Here is a 19094-nt window from a genome sequence, read left to right on the forward strand (position 1 = left end):
CTTACTCAAGTAAGTGACTGAGGTGCGCGTATGCAGCCAACAACGCTGCGGCGTGAAAGGCGAAGGGTAAAGGAGCAACTCATGCAATTGACGTTTCTCGGCACCGGCGGTGCCCAGCAGACCCCGGTTTTCGGTTGCGATTGCCTGGTGTGCCAGCGGGCGCGGCGCGAACCGGCATTCCGGCGACGGCCATGCAGTGCGATGCTCAAATTTCAGGGGGAAACGACCTTGCTGGATGCGGGATTGCCGTCGCTGGAACGGCGCTTTTCGGCGGGGGAAATTCAACGTTTTTTACTGACACATTACCACATGGATCACGTTCAGGGGTTATTTCCTTTGCGTTGGGGGTGCGGAAATTTCATTCCGGTGTACGGCCCGGCGGATGAACAAGGCTGCGACGATCTGTTTAAACACCCCGGTATTCTGGCGTTTCAACCGCCGTTAACCCCCTTCGAAAGGGTTGAACTGGGTGGGCTGCATATCACCCCGCTGCCGTTGCAACATTCCAAACCGACGTTGGGTTATCTGGTCCAGGCAGAAGGCTACGCGCTGGCCTATCTGACGGATACCGTCGGCCTGCCGCCGGACACCGAGGCTTTCCTGCGCAAAATAACGCTGGATCTGCTGGTGCTCGATTGCAGCCTGCCGCCACAACCCCAGGCGCCGCGCAATCATAACGATCTGACCCGCGCTCAGGAGACGCAACAACGTTTGCAGCCAGGTCGCACGCTGCTGACGCATATCAGCCATCATCTCGATTTATGGCTGATGGACAACGAACTGCCGCCGGGCATGGAACTGGCTTTCGATAATCTCAGTGTACGTTGCCATAGCGATGCAGTTGGTCGGACTCCAGCACCGTAACGCCGCTGCCAGGGCTGAACGCCTGTTCCAGCAGAGTCTGCGCCACGTCTTTGGCGGCAACCGAGCGCCACTTGCCCGGTAACAGTTTGAACAGCGGTGCGGTGAGCCGCTCCATCAAGCGCGGCGACGGGCGATTGCCCAACAGCATTGAGGGGCGCACCAGCGTCAGGCGTGACCAGTTCTGCTCACGCAGCGCCTGCTCCATTTCGCCTTTGGTACGGTTGTAGAGGAATGACGAACGCGGGTTCGCCCCCACGGCGCTGACGACCAGACAATGCTGCGCCCCCAACCGCCGCCCGGTTAGCGCGCTTTCGACGACTAACTGATAATCGACATAGCGGAAATTGGCATCGCTGCCGGCCGCTTTACGGGTAGTGCCCAAGCAGCAGAAAATAATATCGACTGGAGACTGTAGGCCGCTCAGCAACGCGAACAGATCCTCGCCCACCGGGTTATCTGTTTTTTCGTTTGGGGACAGCGGTTGGCGCGTCGGTGCCACAATCGCCGTCACCTGCGGATCGCCTTGCAACTGTTGCAACAGCTCGCTGCCCACCAGCCCGGTGGCCCCTACAATTAATACCCGTGCCATAGACTCTCCCGCCGATTGATGACTCTGAAAAAGTATAGTGTGTTGTGCTCAGGCCCGCGTCCAATGCAGTTTTTTACCAAATCCCAGGGTGTTGTCGGTCATCTTCACTTCCTGCAAATTCAGCTGCCACACCGGCGCTTTCATCATTTTGGCAATCGGGAAACGCTTGCAGTAACGGGCGCGCGCCAGCGCCTCTTCATCACCGCTCAGCATCACCGCCTCGGCGCTGTACTGCACGCCGCGGATCAGCGCGATGGTCTTTGGCTTCGGCGCAATAGTGCCCACGACACGGGCATTTTGCAGCATCAGCTCGCCGTGGCGGGTGTGGGTTTCGGTCATCAACCACAACGCCATCTGCTCGGCGTCAAACACGTAAAAACAGTTGGCGCACCACATGTCCAGGCCGTTGCCGGCGCACAGCGTCAGCACATGCTGCTTGCCGATAAAATGCGTAATAAGCTGTTGCTGATCAAGATTGTTCACATCATTTCTCCCCTTCAGTGGCGCTATCTTATATTGATTATGGAGGGGCTGCAGCGTCGACAAAAACAACAAAGCCATCAACTCGCGTATCAAGTTGATGGCTTTGAAATTGTGTATAACTCGACAACATCAGGATACTGCCGAGTAAGGCACAAGCTAACGCATTGCATTATTATTTATTATGGGTGGTTACCTGGATCATCAATATCGACACATTCACCATTTGGCCAACAAATTATATTTTCTTTATGCTCTACACGGTCAAACTTCGATAACTCAACAGCAAAAGCAGAACCGTTAGCGGCTAACAGTAAAGCGCCCATCAGAAAGTATTTCATAGTAACTCCATTTAATTGAGCAATTAATTAACTTGCTCTCATACCCTGAGAGTGAAATAAATTTATTACCTTGTGATTTAATCCTCAATAAAAACATCATTAAATTAATTAACTTTAATAACTTCAATTAAAAAAACACATCTTAATTTCATTAAATTACATAAAAATCATAAAGTTAAAAACAAGCCATGCACATAAAAACAAACCTTATCTTACCTTATTTTCAGGTTTATTTTACATAACAACGCCACCAAAAAAAGACTACCAAGTTTATTTTAATTTATGAGAATTAATAATCTTGCTAATTAATAAATAGCCATGGAATTTAATGCATCGTCTGTCGTAACTTTGATCTTTTCAAGCCACAGTATAAATACGTCCAACTTAATGAAAAATAGCAAAATGCAATTACATTATCATCGGTTTTGAAACTGCCAGTACGGCAGTGAACGTAAGCCTTTTTCATATGATGAAAATGCAGTATTTCTAAGCTGCCTGTACGGCAGTGAACTGGCTCACACCACGGCTGCGATCGGTGTCATATTTCTAAGCTGCCTGTACGGCAGTGAACCGTTGAAGATTAGCGCTAATCAGCTGATTATTGAAGAGTAACACCACGATTCCCCCAAAAAGGCTTTTTTCAGCCTGCCCATTCAGCATGTTTAAAATCAACAAGTTAAAGCATGTCGAAAAAAAAGGGTTCAGCGGCAGCCTGACGTTGCCTATAGTAACGCTCAACTCTCAACTGGGACCCAATGATGGACATTCCAACCTGGCACCTCTATATGCTGCGTTTGCCGAACGGCATGCTGTATACCGGCATCACCACCGACGTAGCGCGGCGGTTGGCGCAGCATCAGGCGGGCAAAGGCGCCAAGGCGTTGCGGGGAAAGGGGGAACTGACTCTGGCGTTTCATTGCCGGGTGGGGGATCGCTCGACGGCGCTGAGGCTGGAATATCGGGTAAAGCAGCTGAGCAAAATACAAAAAGAACGGTTGGTAAGTCACCCGCCGCCCTCATTGGATTATTTACTGCCGAGCGCTGAGGTTAAAACCGGTTAAACGGCTCGGAGTATTCCACCGCCCCACTCACGTCGTTCAGCGCGTCTTCCGCCAGCGGATAAACCTGGAACGCGGCTTCGGCACCCGGCCAGCGGCAACGCAGGCCATAGGCAGCGGCCGGTTTAAAGCCGAAACGGCCGTAGTAAGCCGGATCGCCCAACACCACCACGGCGGCGTAACTGAACTCGTTCAGGGAATCCAGCCCTTCGTAAATCAGCTTTTCGCCCAGCCCCTGGCGACGCAGGCTTTCATCCACCGCCAGCGGCGCCAGGCCGACCCACTGCCGGTCTTCTCCGGCGACATCAACCGGGCTGAACGCGGCATAACCCACCACGCCGCCTTCGTCGTCGGTGGCGACAATGCCCAGGGTCAGCAGGCCGTCTTCGCGCAGTTGCTGCACCAGATCGGCCTCGTCATCTCGCCCAAAGGCGCGGCGCAGCAAGGCATCAATCCCCGCCGCGTCTACCGGAATTTCTACGCGGATCAGCATGCTACCGGCACACGGGAAGTCTGCACCGTGCCCTCCTGCAATCCTGCTTCCACAAATTCAGCCAGTTGCAGCAGGCCAATGCGCAACGGCGCAGGCATGGCTTCCAGCTCGATGGCGTCCATCAGATTTTTTACATACAGGCCCAATTCGGTGTCCCCTTCAATCTGCAGCCGACGCTGAAAGAACAGCGTATCGGGATCTTGCTTACGCGCTGCGATCAGAATCAGATCGTTGGCGTCGCCGCTGAAACTGACATCAGCTTCGGCGTGGTGGCTGACAACCAGTTTGTCGTTTTCTACCGTCATAAACCAGTGTAGTGCCAGATCGCGAACTTCGATCTTCAACCAGCGCGATTCGAGAAAAGCCAAATCGCCATCCGCCAGCGCCTGGCGGAATTGCCAGCCCAGCACCTGTTCCAGAAGCTGCCGCTGCAAGGCAAACGGCGTGAATTTTAGCGGTACGCGCAGCAGCAACGGCCCTTGGCGCACAATGCGTGCTCGTAGTTGTTCCAACACTGTCGTTCACTCCTTTCAACACAGACTAGCGCTATTTTGCCACATCGGCGCGCACCTGAAGCGGTCTATATCAACAAATAGTGCATTTGGCCGCCGGCTTTATCAATACGCCAGAAGCTGCCTCAAATCAAAACCTGTTCGCCGCGCTTTCACTAAAATTGCTTCCCCGATGGGCGCTTGCCGGTTGAATACCGCCGCCGACAGCCCTTGTTAACCAGGATAAATCTATGGAGCTGCTTTGTCCCGCCGGTAACCTTCCGGCCCTGAAAGCCGCGGTGGATAACGGCGCAGACGCCGTGTACATCGGCCTGAAAGACGATACCAACGCGCGCCACTTTGCCGGCCTCAACTTCACCGAGAAAAAGCTGCAGGAAGCGGTCGAGTACGTGCACCGGCACCGCCGCAAACTGCATATCGCCATCAACACCTTCGCCCACCCGGACGGCTATGGCCGCTGGCAACGGGCGGTGGACATGGCGGCGCAACTGGGTGCGGACGTGCTGATCCTGGCCGATTTGGCGATGCTGGAATACGCTGCCGAACGTTATCCGCAGCTGGAACGCCATGTCTCGGTGCAGGCTTCCGCCACCAACGAAGAGGCGATCCGTTTCTATCAGCGCCATTTTGACGTCAGCCGGGTCGTGCTGCCGCGCGTGCTGTCGATGCATCAGGTCAAACAGCTGGCGCGCACCAGCCCGGTGCCGCTGGAGGTGTTCGCTTTCGGCAGCCTGTGCATCATGGCCGAAGGGCGCTGCTACCTCTCTTCCTACCTGACCGGCGAATCGCCGAATACCGTCGGCGCCTGCTCCCCCGCGCGCTACGTACGCTGGCAGAAAACCGCACAGGGCATGGAATCGCGCCTGAACGACGTGCTGATCGACCGTTATCAGGACGATGAAAACGCCAGCTATCCGACGCTGTGCAAAGGGCGTTATCGGGTGGACGGCGTGCGTTATCACGCGCTGGAAGAGCCCACCAGCCTGAACACGCTGGAGCTGTTGCCGGAATTGCTGGCCGCCAATATCGCTTCGGTGAAGATTGAAGGGCGCCAGCGCAGCCCGGCCTATGTCAGCCAGGTGGCGCGCATCTGGCGCCAGGCGATAGACCGCTGCCAGGCCGACCCGGCCACCTACCGGGCAGACGCAGGCTGGATGGAGGCCCTCGGCGCGATGTCCGAAGGCACGCAGACTACGCTCGGCGCCTATCACCGCAAATGGCAGTAGCAGGAGAGACCATGAAATACGCATTAGGCTCGGTGCTGTACTACTGGCCGAAAACCGAGATTGAGGAGTTCTACCGGCAGGCGGTGAACAGCAGCGCGGAGATTATTTACCTCGGCGAAAGCGTCTGCACCAAGCGGCGCGAAATGAAGGTGGGCGACTGGCTGACGCTGGCGCAGGAGATCGCCCGCAGCGGCAAGCAGGTGGTGATTTCCACCCTGGCGCTGCTGCAAGCGCCGTCGGAGCTGAACGAACTGAAACGCTATGTGGAGAACGGCGAGTTTCTGATCGAAGCCAACGATCTGGGCACGGTGAACATGGCGGCGGAGCGCGGCCTGCCGTTCGTCGCCGGGCATGCGCTCAACTGCTACAACGCCTACACCCTGCGCCTGCTGCACCGCCAGGGCATGGTCCGCTGGTGCATGCCGGTCGAGCTTTCGCGCGACTGGCTGGCCAATCTGCTGGCGCAATGCGACGAGCTGGGTTTCCGCCATCAGTTCGAAGTGGAAGTCTTGAGTTATGGCCACCTGCCGCTGGCCTATTCGGCACGCTGCTTCACCGCTCGTTCGGAGAACCGTGGCAAGGACGAATGCGAAACCTGCTGCATCCGCTACCCGCAAGGGCGGATGATGCGTTCGCAGGAGGAACAGCAGGTGTTTGTGCTCAACGGCATCCAGACGATGAGCGGCTACTGCTATAACCTCGGCAATGAGTTGCAAAGCATGCAAGGGCTGGTGGATATCGTGCGCCTTTCGCCGCAGAGCGCAGAAACGCTGGCGCTGATCGACAGCTTCCGCGCCAACGAACAGGGTGCGCAACCGCTGGTTTTGGCCGATAAAGCCGACTGCAACGGCTACTGGCGCCGGGTTGCGGGGTTGGAGCTGGTGCAGTAGCGGGATTAATCAAAGGGATGCCGACAACTTTTCTGCTGTCGGTATCTTATTGCTTCGCGTTAAATCGCATTACTTTCCGTTGTACCAATGATAAAAACTCACGCACATCAGGCAAAAACTTCTGACGCCCAACCCCATAAAAACAGCAATAGCCGCATTCGCTACGTGTTCTCTTGAAGAACCAGCGAGTAATAACGGGTGATAAAGCAACTGCATGGTTATCATCAGCCCGATAAAAGTAGCAAAAGACTTGGCGAGCTTTCCTGGCCCCATAGTTAGCACCTATTCTTAAAACTTTAAAAGTAATATAAATGAGTAATTACCAGCGGCACTGACCATTTACGCTATTAGCATTTCTATTGCCATCCAATGCACCTTTATTATCACTGTTATTCTTTGACTGCCTATTTATATCACAACCAACAACCCCGGTTAAGGCGCCAGCGAAAGCCATACCAAGCATCCCAGGCGGGCCGCCAGGCATACCCGTAAATGCCCCAATAATCATGTAGGCACCTGTTTTGTTTGCGCAGGTATCAGGCGCACCGCGGTCGGTTCTGTCGCGGTCACCGCCGTTATTTCCATCCCCGCAACCGCCAATCAACGTCATCTCGTCTAACGTCAATTCCCTTATTGTTGACATAATATCTTTCCCTTTAACAAATGATTTAACATGTTCAATTAACATTAATCGAAGATTTATTAACTGCAAACCACCACACGATCAACAAACAATAATTATCAGCAACAATAAACAAAGTCAAATTAAATCAATATTAATCAAAAACGTTAATTTTAGATTTAAATTATTTAATTAAAACGAATCAATAATATTAAAATAATAAAGACGTCGGGTACGGCGCCTTTATTTATTCACTCTTCCGCCGTTTGTGGAAGATTCTGCTCACAAATCCCACGCCGCAACCCAGCAGGCTGTTAATGCTCTGCAACCATAGAATCTGGAACCTCATCGCTGCGTTCAGAATTTAAGCATTGATTAATTCATTTGAATGAATTAATTTCAGGATTCCCTGACACGCAACAAGGAGTCACACCATGTTGATACCGCCAAAATCGTTATCCCGTACCGAACGTGACCGCCGCTGGCAACTGGCACGCGACATTATTCAGACAGAGAACCTGGCAGCCCTGATCGTGTATGGCGATCGAGAGGCCGCCGCACCTGCCGGTTTCGCACCGGATTGTTATTTCACCAACGACCGCCCCGGCTCTATCGTGGTGTTTATCGGCGATGAACCCCCGCGGGTTTACACTTTCGCCTCACTGATGGTGGCCGATCATCTTCAGGCATCATTACGCGGTGACTTGCAGTGGATCGGCGCGGAGCAGCTGTTTGTCGGCAAAACCGGCCCCGACGTCGGGGCCTGGCTGGCCAGCCGTCGGTTGGAGGGAACACGCATCGGCATTATCGGGCTAGAGCCCTATCCGCCGTTCTACTTTGACGGCGCCATGCCCGCTCGTACCTTTCAAGGGTTGGCAGACGCCCTCCCTACGGCAACCTGGGTACCGGTATACCGTGAATTCTTCCGGCGTGCGTCGGTAAAAAGTGAAGAAGAACTCGCCTTGGTACGCTATGCCGCGCACATCGGCGAAACGATGTGTGAAACTCTCCGAGCCACGGCACGGCCTGGCGTTTCCGAAGCGGATCTGGTGGCGGCGGTGACGGCAACCTGCTTTTCGATGGGCGGTTACACCGCCGAGCTATTGCTGGGTTCTGGACCCGAATACGTCGGCTGGGGGCCACCGGCCTGGCAATACCGCGCACAGGCGCCACGGGTGTTGCAGGAAGGCGATCTCGTGCTGTCGGAGATCTTCGCGCTGTACGGTATGATGGAAACACAGCACCAGGCCGCTGTCGCCATCGGCGAAGTGCACCCGGAGATCTTGCGCGCCGCCGAGGTGGCCAGGGCGAGCTATGAAGCAGGGTTACAAACGCTACGCACGGGCAATACCTTCGGCGATGTAGTCGATGCCATGGAGCAACCGTTATTGGCCTCCGGGGGCTGGCATGTGCATCCCTTGGTCCATAGCATCAACCCTTACGGCCCAGTAGGTTTCGGTACGGCACCTGGCATAGAATCCTTGCCCGAGGCGGCCCGCTACGCGCAGCTCAAACGGTTGCCGACCGTAGGGCGCGATCTTCCGCTGCAGGCGGGCATGTGCTTCGCTTTCGAGCCTAATTGCGCCTTCGGTCGGCACATGGCCAACATCGGCGGAACGGTATTGGTCGGGGACTCGGGCGGTGTGGCGCTCAATGAAAACTCTACGCGGTTGATGCAGGCAGAAGGCTAGGCGAATCTATTATCAGGAGATGGTGAATCCATGCAAGATCAGGACAGGCTCAGTGAACGAGCCCGCGAAACCCAGGAGCGGCTTATTCGGGCTGGATTGAGCCTGTTCAGCAAACAGGGGCTGGAAGGCGTACGCACCCGACAGCTGGCCGACGAAGCGGGCGTGAATCAGTCCGCCATTCCGTACCATTTTGGCGGCAAAGAAGGTGTGTATTTAGCGGTGCTTGAACACGTTGCCAACGGCATCGTTGAACACCTGGCATTGCCTCGTCTTTTGACAAACTCACAATCGCCGGCAGCAGCTTTGCAAGCGCTGATGCAGGATTTCGTCCGTGCCTTGCTGGGGTCTGAAACCTCTACAGCAAGCAGTCTGCTATTAGCGCGCGAACAACTCCAGCCCAGCGCTGAGTTCGATGCCTTGTATTCGCGCCTGTTTTTGCCGCTGCATCAGGCCGTTAGCGAGTTAGTCGCGGCGATCCGCGGTCAAGACCCGGGCCTGCGGGAAAATATTCTGTGCGCTCACGCCATCCTCGGCCAGGCATTAGCCTTCTCCGTGGCGCGGGAGGCCCTGCTGCGTCGACTTGGCGAAAATGCATTGCAGCCGCAACAGGTGGCGCAGATTGCCGGGCTGGTAGGTGTTATGTCGGTTGCCGCCGCACAACACTAGATACGGCGGCATAGGCTATGCACTCCGCTTGCGAAACAGGCTGCGCAGCGCCACGCTGTTGCGCAGAAAGCCCACGCCGACGCCCAGCAAGGTATAAATAATCCCCAGCACCAGCAGCATCACCACGTCGCCCCACACTTCGTTAAGCGACAACCCCATCTGGGTTAACGCCTTGGTGGCCCAGGTTGAGGGAAATACGAGAACCTAGGGTTTATCCCCGCTGGCGCGGGGAACACTGCTGGCGCACCTGTAAACTCTGGGTTTACAACGGTTTATCCCCGCTAGCGCGGGGAACACTCCTGATCGTTATTGCGAAGGACTTCCTCCCACGGTTTATCCCCGCTAGCGCGGGGAACACCCTCGGCACCACACGCGGCGCAAATCAGATTGCGGTTTATCCCCGCTAGCGCGGGGAACACGCGGTTGGTGATTCTGAATATCGTGATGAATACGGTTTATCCCCGCTAGCGCGGGGAACACACCTGTTGAGTCCACCACTTCTACCCGCTGCCCGGTTTATCCCCGCTAGCGCGGGGAACACCTGCAGATCGCGCAACGCATGGGTCAGGTCATCGGTTTATCCCCGCTAGCGCGGGGAACACATGCAGTTCGATACCCAACAGCGGGATAATCCCGGTTTATCCCCGCTAGCGCGGGGAACACATCGCCGGCCTTCATCGCCTCAGCCTTGCCCTTCGGTTTATCCCCGCTAGCGCGGGGAACACTATCAAATCCGTAGCGAAGAGGAATAATCATGCGGTTTATCCCCGCTAGCGCGGGGAACACAGTGATTGCGCCATTGCTCCACGTGTCCGCCCCGGTTTATCCCCGCTAGCGCGGGGAACACGGATGACAGGGAGGTTGAGATTTTGACTAACCCGGTTTATCCCCGCTAGCGCGGGGAACACCCATGTCTTGCCAGTGTTGGTGTCTGGGCGGTCGGTTTATCCCCGCTAGCGCGGGGAACACAATAATCCGGAAAGAGGGCTAGAGGATGCAACCGGTTTATCCCCGCTAGCGCGGGGAACACGTCCCAGAAGCAGCAGAAGCGTTCATCCGCTCCGGTTTATCCCCGCTAGCGCGGGGAACACGAAATGGCACTGGGTGTATCCGCGTAAATCTTCGGTTTATCCCCGCTAGCGCGGGGAACACTACAACCCATAACCGGGAGACAAGACAATGGCCGGTTTATCCCCGCTAGCGCGGGGAACACGCCATAAAAGAATTCAATAAATTTATCGAGGACGGTTTATCCCCGCTAGCGCGGGGAACACGGTCATGGCGGTGGTGGAGAAACGCTACTGCGAGGTTTATCCCCGCTAGCGCGGGGAACACTCTGATGACCGCTATCTGGTGGTGTTCACCCGCGGTTTATCCCCGCTAGCGCGGGGAACACATGGAAAGCCGCTTCATCGATGATGACCACACCGGTTTATCCCCGCTAGCGCGGGGAACACCCTGAACCTGGTAACCGGCTCTCGGTATCAGACGGTTTATCCCCGCTAGCGCGGGGAACACATAGAAGCGCTGAAGGTGATGGAAGCCTGGGGCGGTTTATCCCCGCTAGCGCGGGGAACACTGAAAAATTTACTCGCTGGGTTAAGTCTCAGCCGGTTTATCCCCGCTAGCGCGGGGAACACGGTGTTCAGCCAAGCGGTCGACGCCGCCAAAGCGGTTTATCCCCGCTAGCGCGGGGAACACATTACCGCAAGATGATTCGCAGCATTAGGGTGCGGTTTATCCCCGCTAGCGCGGGGAACACGGCGTACGCGCCGGAGAACCGTTACTCCGTGGCGGTTTATCCCCGCTAGCGCGGGGAACACTTCCCCAGCCCGAAGTTCATCCACTCTGTCACCGGTTTATCCCCGCTAGCGCGGGGAACACTATCCGGAGCGAGCCGCATTTTTCAGGCAGCGCGGTTTATCCCCGCTAGCGCGGGGAACACGGCTGGGGCATTGTTCGCCGATCTCAATTATCCGGTTTATCCCCGCTAGCGCGGGGAACACAATTACGACGCATGCCAGATCGTGATCTATTTCGGTTTATCCCCGCTAGCGCGGGGAACACCAACGGGTGGGATCTGGTGTTGCTGGCGTTCTCGGTTTATCCCCGCTAGCGCGGGGAACACGTTGCGGGTGAACTCGATGCGGGTTGTCGGGTCGGTTTATCCCCGCTAGCGCGGGGAACACGCCACGGATTTCTTTCGAGCGGCCTACGATCACGGTTTATCCCCGCTAGCGCGGGGAACACTGAGCGACTGCCTGTGTAGCACCATCGTCAGCCGGTTTATCCCCGCTAGCGCGGGGAACACTTCAGATGCCTGAATATCGGCGTACTTCATGCCGGTTTATCCCCGCTAGCGCGGGGAACACATGACGCCGTCCAGTTTTGCGACGCCCATTTGCGGTTTATCCCCGCTAGCGCGGGGAACACCAGACATGGTAGACCGAGACGGGAATCTGATACGGTTTATCCCCGCTAGCGCGGGGAACACTCCTGCCCGCTGACTACGACGGTGCGCACCGGCGGTTTATCCCCGCTAGCGCGGGGAACACGCAAGCCGCTTAATCAAATAATATTAAGATATACGGTTTATCCCCGCTAGCGCGGGGAACACGGCCGGCAGACCGCGCAGGATAGACAAATCCTCGGTTTATCCCCGCTAGCGCGGGGAACACGCTATCGATTTTGCAGACAAGCTTGATGGTGTGGGTTTATCCCCGCTAGCGCGGGGAACACTAGCGCCCAACCAAATTACGGCGGTCTGCATCCGGTTTATCCCCGCTAGCGCGGGGAACACGCTATGGCTGAAGGTTCCGCGCATCTCACCGCCGGTTTATCCCCGCTAGCGCGGGGAACACCAGATTGCAGACTGCGCCTGAAGACATCGACCCGGTTTATCCCCGCTAGCGCGGGGAACACGCATGCGGCGATAATGACCCTTGACGGGGTTGGCGGTTTATCCCCGCTAGCGCGGGGAACACATCGACGGCCCTCGATGCCTCAGACCATTTCCCGGTTTATCCCCGCTAGCGCGGGGAACACGATGCGAGCCATGGGTAAAACACCGTCAGTTCCGGTTTATCCCCGCTAGCGCGGGGAACACTGGTGCATCGAAATATTCAATTCTGCTGTGTACGGTTTATCCCCGCTAGCGCGGGGAACACCCGCCCGCGAAATTCCCAGCCCTCCATCTCACCGGTTTATCCCCGCTAGCGCGGGGAACACTCTAAACCTAACTAATTGTTATAATAGAAATTTTTACACCTCTAAAATTCCACCAAGTTTTCCGTGTTTTTAAAGATCTATAACCTACTGATTTTCCAAGGGCAAGAAAGAGACCAACCTTAATCCATCAAGATCCACCGGCTCACGCCGGTTTTCTCCCCAGGTTTGGAAATCAAACCCGGACTCATTATTTGTCGCCCAGGCCATAACGACATTCCCTTCGTCTGCCAGCGTCGTGATCTGTTGCCAAATCATCTCTCGGACTTTGCGTGAGCTATCACCGACGTAAACCCCGGCGCGAATCTCCAGCAACCAGACCGCCAGCCTACCACGCAGCCTTGGGGGAACCTGTTCCGTCACCACCACCAGCATTCCCATTAGTCACGGCTCCTGTGGCCAACGTCGCCGAGCCCAACAGGCTCCGGAATTGCTGGCGGCTGTGCATCATCGAAAGGCGTGGGCACCGCGATTTCCCCAGCGGCTAAAACTTCCTCGATCAAGGGGATCAATCGGGCCAACGTTTTTTGACTACGGAAAATATCCCGGCAGGCTATACGCACCGTTTTATCCGGCGATAACGGCGAACTCGCGGCAATTTCGAAGGCTTTAGGAACCACGCCCTCAAACTTGATAATGTCTGCAATATCATAAACAAAAGACAGAGGTTTCCCCGTGTGCACAAAACCAATTGCAGGCGCATAACCCGCCGCCAGCACTGCTGCTTCTGTAATGCCATATAGACAAGACGTCGCGGCACTAATGCACTGGTTTACCACATCACCTTTTTCCCAATCCTTAGGGTCATAACGCCGTCCATGCCACTTCACGCCATAGCGCTGAGCCAGCAACGAATAAGTTTGCCTCACTCTGGCGCCTTCAATACCGCGCAGTTGCTCGACAGAGCGCCTGCTCGGCGCAGGCTCCCCGAAGCGCAGCTCAAACATTTTACGAACCACTTTCAGACGCAAGTCTTCATCCAAAGCCAACTTGGCCTGATAAAGCAAACGATCCGAACGCGCACCACCCGGCTGGCCGCTGGCGTACAGCCGCACCCCAGCCTCGCCGACCCAAACCAACAATGTGCCCGCCGTCGCGGCCAGCCTCACCGCCGCATGTGACACTCGGGTTCCCGGTTCCAACATAATGCAAGCCACGGACCCCAACGGAATATGTGTCCGTATTCCCGTTTTATCCACCAAGACGAACGCACCATCAATGACGTCAATCTGGCCATATTGCAGGAACACCATTGAAGTTCGATCTTTCAAGGGAATAGGGTTAAGAGGGATAAAACTCATCGATTACCCCCTTTTGATCATCAATAACCCGCAACCCAATGCTCTGCTTTTGCCAAGACCCGAATGCAAAGCCTGTAAAAAAAGCTTCGGTTCAGTAACCGTCAGATAGCCGGCGTAATCCACAGTACTGAAAGTAATCGGCTTTTCCCCATCGCGACGTGACAGCCGTTGCGACTGGAAAGAGACGACATGAGTGAAGTTTTCCGCCAATGGCACTAACCGGAAACCATGACGCTCTCCCTGCCCCTGCAACCAATGCTGAGCCGCCTGTTCTTGCAATGTTCGCCATTCATCGGAAGGTATCCCCTGCCGCTTCGCATGAAATTTTGCGTCCATCATTACATCGCTGCGTTTGTTATTTCGGGTAACAACCGGGTTCGCTCGCAGGCTAAAAAACAAGCTCATCCCTTTCACCAACTGCGGTTCAAACGGCTTAGTCTGGATCTGGAACAAATTGTGTTGCTGTTGCGGCCGTTCTTCCGACAGAAGATAAAATAAACCTTGAGAAGCCGAGGGTTCCTGACGGAATAAATAGCGCCTTTTCTGCTCGTCGGGGAACAGTTGCCATAACCATTGGTGGCTGGCGTAAGCCTGTTGTTCACTGAGCCATTTGTCCAACATAACCGGCGGCAGCCTGGCCAAATCCAGGGTGATACGAGAAAGAAACATTACGCATCCCTCCGATACTTGCCGCTATATTGCATGCGCGTACCAAATTGCCAACGCTGCCGGCTAATCGGCCGATCGTTGCGCTGCCGTGACTCCATAACCTCCACGCCTTCGGCCATTCCTTCCCAATAGCAAAGCGCCAGCGGTTGCGCAGGCAAATACAACAAGGCCAGATCCTGTTCCAACTGCTTTTCCCCGGCGCGAAAAACGTCCGCCAAATGCCCTTCCAAAATCCTGGGTGCCAGAGGTAATGCCAATGGGCATGCTTTACGCCCCAGATACAGGGGAAATACAGGTTTTCTCAGCGCCTGGGCCAAGGTTTCCAGATCTTCCGGAGCGTCAGATTCAGCGCTAACGGCGACCAGATAATAGGCATCACAACGGTATTCACGCGAGGACAGCATCGTGCCCACTTCTTGCGGCGCCTGCGTCAGTTCTTCCCGCCGTGTGAAGTAACGACGTTTTTTATTCTCTCTCGGGACCTGAGTGGTGTGGTAATCGCGTAACCATTGCTCACGAGATGACAGTGGCAAGACAGCAAAGCAATAATGTTGGTTAAATTGATTCAGGTATTCTTCGCGCTCCCGGGAAATGCCTAATGCTGCGGCCAATAGCCCCAACAAAGCCGAGCGTGTCGGGATCGCATCCGTATGACGCACCTCCCCCACAGCAGCCGTGCCCCAGGAAACCAAAGGCGCATAAAGTTGAAATAGCAGATAGCGGGACATGAGGCCTCCTTTTATTTGGCGACAAAGTCCAGCAAACCAGCCAATGTTCCCTCGCCGTTTTCCACATTCAGCTGATAAAGTTCGGAATGCATGTCATACGCACGCGCAAACTTTTGGTACTGCTGTTGCAGACTTGTCATGGCTTGCATAAGTTGATCTTCTCCGCGAACCGGATTGAAGAAAGCGACCGAGAGAGAACGCGGCTGACATTCCCCTTTCTCCGCCAGCACATAAGAAGCATAAGCGCGCGAAGCAAAACTGTTTTGTTTCCCCGTTGGCGAAACAGTAATTGCCGTCTCCGTTAATGCCCGCAAGGTGCGTTCAAGCAAGGCTTCATCGCCATTCAAGTTTTGCAGCAACAGGTCGCGGCTGATGCAGATATAGCTATACAGTAGGGCCGAAGCGAAGCCCTGTTCTCCCATGTGGGCAGAACCGGCATCTTCATCTTTGCGATTGAGATCGTCGACCGCAGTGAAAAAGTCCTCTTCTACCGCCACCGCGCTAACCCCCAGAGCATGAGCAACCTGACAGGCGGCCTCAACGTTAAACTCCGGGTTAGATGCCAACATGCGGCCAAACAGGGCGATATCTACGCCTTGCGCCTGCTCGCCTAACAGCTGCTTGATGTTCAGTTCATCTTCTTTGGGTTCGCGCTGCGTCGTGATCAATTCATTCACCAGTTGATTGATTCTGCTCCGCTCTTCCGGGCTGATATGTACCAACTGCTCAATATCCAGACTCTGAATAGGCGTCGCATTTTTATCTTTCTTAATCGCGCCAAGTTTGCCGGCGATATTGCCGGCGATCGATAATGCAGCATCCTCCGCCACACCTCCGCTCAACAATTGTTGATAAATTTCGCGTCCCAGGCGCCGTGTGCGTGCGCCAATATGCCCGTTCAATAATGCAGAGAAAGTTTCTGAAGTTCGCCAGGCACGTTTTAAGCTTTGTGAAGATACCCTCAGGCGTTCGACGCCTCCCATGATGGCGGTCTTCGGGCGCCCGGTATCATCACGGTTCAGGTTTGAGGGCGCGTATGCGGTTAATAAATGCAGTTGAATAAACGTAGTCATGACTAATTCCTTATTAATAATTTATTTTCCAGACGCCATCAGGTATTCACTGGCCCAACGCACACTGTTCCGACGGAATGGATTGGTTTCGACGCTACGGTATTCCTCGCGCGCCAACCATTCACGCATCCATAGAAAAATCCCATCTGCCAGTGAAACCACATTTACCCCTTCTTCACCGCGCAACTTCACGGCTTTAATCAGTTGGCTATGCAGCTCTTCCGGCTGTCTTGCCTGCTGTAAACGTTCAAAACGCAGCCGCGACAAACAGGGACGACTTTTTAACTCTTTACCCAATTGAGCCGCGAAGCTGTCTTGCCCATTCGCCCGGTGGGCATGCGCCGCAACACTGGCAAACAATGCCAATGCCAGCATATCGCCAGGCTGAAAGGCCATGGTTTTTTCCAGCCGCTGGCACAACGCACGAAACCCCTCGCAGGTTAGCGCCTCATAAGGACCTTTCGTCCGCCGCAACTCCGCCCGCCATAAACGACCGTTAAAAGACTTGCTGTGATCTCGCTGTTGCAAGTCTTCAAACCAACGCTTTAACACCTTTTGCGCATCAATTTGCGTAAAAACCAATTCATTGCTGGTATTACTGTTCAGCACTCTGAACCTCCTTGCGTTCTGCCATCAGCGTTTGCAATTCTTTCAGTACCTTCTGCTTGGTATAATTTTTATCCAACAGGCGCCGTGCGGTCAGAATGCGCAGCAATTCCTGATTATCGTCCGGGTTGTTCAACGCCAGCCGATCGAAAGTCACAAACAGATATTGATGCAGGGCGAATTCCCACTGGCGCAGTGCGGTGCGAGCTGCCGTTGATTCGTCGGACAGTTCCTGCATCAGGCAGGCCAGCAGCGTGCGGAAATCGGCTTCGGTCTCCTGCCAATAGGCGATATCCAGCGCGCTAAAGTCGCCTTTTGCTTCCTTCGGCGTCTCAAACCAGGCTTCTTTCAGCGCCAATTTCAGCAATGACAGGCTGCCTGTCGCCAGGGCAATAACCCGTTCAATGATGTCGGTGAACTGCGCCCGCGCCGTTTTGTCGATGATCAGGCTCGGTAAACGGTGTTCATACCAACACCGCGCTTTGGCGTTATCCATGTCGAAACCAAAACACCAAAGATAGAGCGGTTCTGCCGGATTTAGCCGGCGATAGCTTTGCTCGCGCACCACCTCTGCCGGCAGGGCACGATTGAACTTATCCTCCCCCCCCAGCGCCAAGCCCAGCCAATCTTTATAGGCCAAGCCGCCCGGCTGCCCCTTGAGCGATAACAGCGGCGAACCCGCTTTAACCGCCTGGCGATAAGGCGACAGCGGATGCAGCCAACCTTCATACTGCACGCCATAGTTTTTATTGCGTATTTGCGTCAACAAGGCGGGATGATGTTCGCCGCAGAGATCGCAGCAACCGACTTCAGTCTGAGCAAAATCAATCTCGATACGCCGCGGCATCCCCCAGTAAGCTTGTAAAGGATGAGCGTTTTCTGGCGTGACACTATTGCCCGCCTTCTCGCTAGTGCGCGTGGGTACCAACCAAGGGAAAATCAGAGGAAGTTCAGCCAATGATGGTGGCTTTTCCAGCGGCAACACATTCAGCCAAAGTTTTTTCCACAACTGCAGATCGTTGTTTTTTGGCATCATCAACGTCGTCATCGGCCCACCGCCGCGCATACTGGTACGAAAGCCAGCCCCCGCCGCCGGTGAATTGGTCTGTACGGTGAATAACGCCATGGCAGTGCAATGCGGACAAAAGCGCCGGTAGCTGTCGCGCTTAACGAAATGGTCTTTATTCAGCTTCAGCGTGTTACCGCCGGGCGAATCGACCAATAAGCCGGAAATGGAGCTGTTTTCGCTTTCCAGCGAAGAGAAGTCTTGCAAAAAAGCAGGTTTTTGCGGACCAAACTGCATTGCGTCGGCAATACTCAGCAGAGCCTGCTCCCAGGCGGGGCGATCTATCCCCCCTTGCCAAATCTCGTCCCACTCATCCTCATCCTCAGGGGCATACGCCGTTTGCAGCAGGCCTATCAGAAACTGGTAGGCTGCCCCCTGAAAATCGGGTCTCGGATAGGCCAGTTCGATAATGTCGTCGTCAGACAATTGCTGCGGAGAAATCTTTTTACTCTGGCCCGAGCGGGTGACAACCGGTAGCCAGGGTTCGGTAAGTAGTGAAAACATGTTGTAATCCTCCATCTCCGTGATTGGATAGCTCCATCCTTGGAGCCGTTTTTGTTTTACCGCTTCTTCCCTCTCAGGCTGGCAGGGGACCGCTTGCTTGGATGTTTCTTGGTCGGTTCTTTCACTTTGATTGGCCAGGCGGCGTAGCCATAATCATGAGAGTCCATCAGCTTCCCGGTTGGTGACTTTTTATAACGTCTGAAGATAATCGGCATAGTGCCTCCGTTACAGGTTGACTATCAACAGAGCCCCACCATAGGATACGAGTGTCTAACGTTCGGCCCTGGCGGCGGGAGCCCTGCCTTACAGCCCCCGTTGCCAGGTGCTGACAAATGCATCCTATCCCACGATAGTGTTAGAGGCAATAATTTTAAGTCTATTACTATCTAAGAAGCCTAATACAAAAGGCAACGATGTATGAAAATCTCTAGAAATCCCCCTTTGACCTCTCAATGGCTGCTATTCTTACGGCGGAATCATGTTCCCCACA

20 protein-coding genes, 1 pseudogene and 1 CRISPR repeat array are annotated in these 19094 nt (G+C 54.8%); of the genes and pseudogenes, 6 read left to right on the forward strand and 15 right to left on the reverse strand.

The annotated features are described in order from the left end of the window. Positions 1–81 precede the first annotated feature (81 nt). Positions 82–864 carry a phosphonate metabolism protein PhnP gene (gene phnP / locus ACUTSW_RS16560; protein WP_197928840.1) on the forward strand — a complete coding sequence of 261 codons (783 nt, stop codon included), beginning with the start codon at positions 82–84 and terminating at the stop codon, positions 862–864. Here the strand turns inward: phnP and ACUTSW_RS16565 are convergent. The 3 genes from ACUTSW_RS16565 to ACUTSW_RS16575 form a co-directional block, all read right to left on the reverse strand. Next, positions 815–1453 carry an NAD(P)H-binding protein gene (locus tag ACUTSW_RS16565; protein WP_445584910.1) on the reverse strand — a complete coding sequence of 213 codons (639 nt, stop codon included), beginning with the start codon at positions 1451–1453 and terminating at the stop codon, positions 815–817. The two genes, phnP and ACUTSW_RS16565, sit on opposite strands and share 50 nt — an antisense overlap. A gap of 48 nt (positions 1454–1501) precedes the next feature. Beyond that, complete coding sequence (locus ACUTSW_RS16570; protein WP_197928844.1) at positions 1502–1936, reverse strand: YhbP family protein; 435 nt, start codon at positions 1934–1936, stop codon at positions 1502–1504. Between the two features lie 179 nt (positions 1937–2115). After that, entirely contained in the window at positions 2116–2274 is a 159-nt protein-coding gene (locus ACUTSW_RS16575) for a hypothetical protein (RefSeq protein ID WP_445584911.1), read from the reverse strand. Positions 2275–3032: 758 nt separating this feature from the next. Here ACUTSW_RS16575 and ACUTSW_RS16580 point away from each other — a divergent pair. Then, positions 3033–3335 (forward strand): GIY-YIG nuclease family protein, encoded by a 303-nt coding sequence (locus tag ACUTSW_RS16580; protein WP_062869343.1) that lies wholly within the window; start codon positions 3033–3035, stop codon positions 3333–3335. Here the strand turns inward: ACUTSW_RS16580 and ACUTSW_RS16585 are convergent. Together ACUTSW_RS16585 and ubiT are read right to left on the reverse strand one after the other, a co-directional pair. Further along, on the reverse strand, positions 3322–3825 hold the full coding sequence (locus ACUTSW_RS16585) for a GNAT family N-acetyltransferase (protein WP_062869342.1): 504 nt from the start codon (positions 3823–3825) through the stop codon (positions 3322–3324). The genes ACUTSW_RS16580 and ACUTSW_RS16585 overlap by 14 nt on opposite strands. Then, entirely contained in the window at positions 3819–4340 is a 522-nt protein-coding gene (ubiT, locus tag ACUTSW_RS16590) for a ubiquinone anaerobic biosynthesis accessory factor UbiT (RefSeq protein WP_445584912.1), read from the reverse strand. The genes ACUTSW_RS16585 and ubiT overlap by 7 nt, the downstream gene beginning before the upstream one ends. Before the next feature lie 227 nt (positions 4341–4567). Here ubiT and ubiU point away from each other — a divergent pair, with 227 nt between their 5' ends. Together ubiU and ACUTSW_RS16600 are read left to right on the forward strand one after the other, a co-directional pair. Then, entirely contained in the window at positions 4568–5563 is a 996-nt protein-coding gene (ubiU, locus tag ACUTSW_RS16595) for a ubiquinone anaerobic biosynthesis protein UbiU (RefSeq protein WP_202291422.1), read from the forward strand. Between the two features lie 11 nt (positions 5564–5574). Then, complete coding sequence (locus tag ACUTSW_RS16600) at positions 5575–6453, forward strand: U32 family peptidase (RefSeq protein WP_445584913.1); 879 nt, start codon at positions 5575–5577, stop codon at positions 6451–6453. 69 nt (positions 6454–6522) lie between these two features. On the opposite strand, the gene ACUTSW_RS16605 is transcribed toward ACUTSW_RS16600, so the two are convergent. Both ACUTSW_RS16605 and ACUTSW_RS16610 read right to left on the reverse strand, forming a co-directional pair. Next, positions 6523–6726 carry a hypothetical protein gene (locus ACUTSW_RS16605; protein ID WP_445584914.1) on the reverse strand — a complete coding sequence of 68 codons (204 nt, stop codon included), beginning with the start codon at positions 6724–6726 and terminating at the stop codon, positions 6523–6525. A gap of 46 nt (positions 6727–6772) precedes the next feature. Beyond that, positions 6773–7141: a hypothetical protein gene (locus ACUTSW_RS16610; protein ID WP_445584915.1), complete on the reverse strand. Its 369-nt coding sequence runs from the start codon at positions 7139–7141 to the stop codon at positions 6773–6775. Between the two features lie 368 nt (positions 7142–7509). On the opposite strand from ACUTSW_RS16610, the gene ACUTSW_RS16615 reads away from it, so the two are divergent. Both ACUTSW_RS16615 and ACUTSW_RS16620 read left to right on the forward strand, forming a co-directional pair. Next, entirely contained in the window at positions 7510–8766 is a 1257-nt protein-coding gene (locus ACUTSW_RS16615; RefSeq protein WP_445584916.1) for a M24 family metallopeptidase, read from the forward strand. Between the two features lie 30 nt (positions 8767–8796). Then, positions 8797–9432, forward strand: a complete 636-nt coding sequence (locus tag ACUTSW_RS16620; protein ID WP_445584917.1) for a CerR family C-terminal domain-containing protein — start codon at positions 8797–8799, stop codon at positions 9430–9432. Positions 9433–9447: 15 nt separating this feature from the next. On the opposite strand, the pseudogene ACUTSW_RS16625 reads toward ACUTSW_RS16620, so the two are convergent. The 8 genes and pseudogenes from ACUTSW_RS16625 to casA all read right to left on the reverse strand — a co-directional run. Then, positions 9448–9624, reverse strand: a pseudogene (locus ACUTSW_RS16625) (ABC transporter permease); the annotation flags it as partial. A gap of 15 nt (positions 9625–9639) precedes the next feature. After that, positions 9640–12660: direct repeats of the CRISPR family, unit length 29 nt; unit sequence CGGTTTATCCCCGCTAGCGCGGGGAACAC. An 84-nt stretch (positions 12661–12744) separates the two neighbouring features. Beyond that, positions 12745–13038 carry a type I-E CRISPR-associated endoribonuclease Cas2e gene (gene cas2e, locus ACUTSW_RS16630; RefSeq protein ID WP_445584918.1) on the reverse strand — a complete coding sequence of 98 codons (294 nt, stop codon included), beginning with the start codon at positions 13036–13038 and terminating at the stop codon, positions 12745–12747. Continuing rightward, a complete protein-coding gene (gene cas1e, locus ACUTSW_RS16635) occupies positions 13038–13958 on the reverse strand; it encodes a type I-E CRISPR-associated endonuclease Cas1e (protein ID WP_445584919.1) in 921 nt (306 codons plus the stop codon). Before cas1e ends, cas2e begins: the two co-directional genes overlap by 1 nt. Before the next feature lie 3 nt (positions 13959–13961). Then, positions 13962–14627: a type I-E CRISPR-associated protein Cas6/Cse3/CasE gene (gene cas6e / locus ACUTSW_RS16640; protein WP_445584920.1), complete on the reverse strand. Its 666-nt coding sequence runs from the start codon at positions 14625–14627 to the stop codon at positions 13962–13964. Further along, positions 14627–15355 (reverse strand): type I-E CRISPR-associated protein Cas5/CasD, encoded by a 729-nt coding sequence (gene cas5e / locus ACUTSW_RS16645; protein WP_445584921.1) that lies wholly within the window; start codon positions 15353–15355, stop codon positions 14627–14629. The genes cas6e and cas5e overlap by 1 nt, the downstream gene beginning before the upstream one ends. A gap of 11 nt (positions 15356–15366) precedes the next feature. After that, positions 15367–16428 carry a type I-E CRISPR-associated protein Cas7/Cse4/CasC gene (gene cas7e, locus ACUTSW_RS16650; protein WP_445584922.1) on the reverse strand — a complete coding sequence of 354 codons (1062 nt, stop codon included), beginning with the start codon at positions 16426–16428 and terminating at the stop codon, positions 15367–15369. Between the two features lie 21 nt (positions 16429–16449). Next, positions 16450–17037 (reverse strand): type I-E CRISPR-associated protein Cse2/CasB, encoded by a 588-nt coding sequence (gene casB, locus ACUTSW_RS16655; protein WP_445584923.1) that lies wholly within the window; start codon positions 17035–17037, stop codon positions 16450–16452. Then, positions 17024–18604 carry a type I-E CRISPR-associated protein Cse1/CasA gene (gene casA / locus ACUTSW_RS16660; protein ID WP_445584924.1) on the reverse strand — a complete coding sequence of 527 codons (1581 nt, stop codon included), beginning with the start codon at positions 18602–18604 and terminating at the stop codon, positions 17024–17026. Before casA ends, casB begins: the two co-directional genes overlap by 14 nt. Positions 18605–19094: the final 490 nt, after the last annotated feature.

The sequence above is a fragment of the Serratia sp. TSA_198.1 genome, from assembly GCF_052686505.1.

Coding starts and splice junctions, on each gene's coding strand:
- phnP (WP_197928840.1), top strand. CDS start 82: ATGCAATTGACGTTTCTCGGCACCGGCGGTGCCCAGCAGACCCCGGTT.
- ACUTSW_RS16565 (WP_445584910.1), bottom strand. CDS start 1,453: ATGGCACGGGTATTAATTGTAGGGGCCACCGGGCTGGTGGGCAGCGAG.
- ACUTSW_RS16575 (WP_445584911.1), bottom strand. CDS start 2,274: ATGAAATACTTTCTGATGGGCGCTTTACTGTTAGCCGCTAACGGTTCT.
- ACUTSW_RS16580 (WP_062869343.1), top strand. CDS start 3,033: ATGGACATTCCAACCTGGCACCTCTATATGCTGCGTTTGCCGAACGGC.
- ACUTSW_RS16585 (WP_062869342.1), bottom strand. CDS start 3,825: ATGCTGATCCGCGTAGAAATTCCGGTAGACGCGGCGGGGATTGATGCC.
- ubiU (WP_202291422.1), top strand. CDS start 4,568: ATGGAGCTGCTTTGTCCCGCCGGTAACCTTCCGGCCCTGAAAGCCGCG.
- ACUTSW_RS16600 (WP_445584913.1), top strand. CDS start 5,575: ATGAAATACGCATTAGGCTCGGTGCTGTACTACTGGCCGAAAACCGAG.
- ACUTSW_RS16605 (WP_445584914.1), bottom strand. CDS start 6,726: ATGGGGCCAGGAAAGCTCGCCAAGTCTTTTGCTACTTTTATCGGGCTG.
- ACUTSW_RS16610 (WP_445584915.1), bottom strand. CDS start 7,141: ATGTTAATTGAACATGTTAAATCATTTGTTAAAGGGAAAGATATTATG.
- ACUTSW_RS16615 (WP_445584916.1), top strand. CDS start 7,510: ATGTTGATACCGCCAAAATCGTTATCCCGTACCGAACGTGACCGCCGC.
- ACUTSW_RS16620 (WP_445584917.1), top strand. CDS start 8,797: ATGCAAGATCAGGACAGGCTCAGTGAACGAGCCCGCGAAACCCAGGAG.
- cas2e (WP_445584918.1), bottom strand. CDS start 13,038: ATGGGAATGCTGGTGGTGGTGACGGAACAGGTTCCCCCAAGGCTGCGT.
- cas1e (WP_445584919.1), bottom strand. CDS start 13,958: ATGAGTTTTATCCCTCTTAACCCTATTCCCTTGAAAGATCGAACTTCA.
- cas6e (WP_445584920.1), bottom strand. CDS start 14,627: ATGTTTCTTTCTCGTATCACCCTGGATTTGGCCAGGCTGCCGCCGGTT.
- cas5e (WP_445584921.1), bottom strand. CDS start 15,355: ATGTCCCGCTATCTGCTATTTCAACTTTATGCGCCTTTGGTTTCCTGG.
- cas7e (WP_445584922.1), bottom strand. CDS start 16,428: ATGACTACGTTTATTCAACTGCATTTATTAACCGCATACGCGCCCTCA.
- casA (WP_445584924.1), bottom strand. CDS start 18,604: ATGTTTTCACTACTTACCGAACCCTGGCTACCGGTTGTCACCCGCTCG.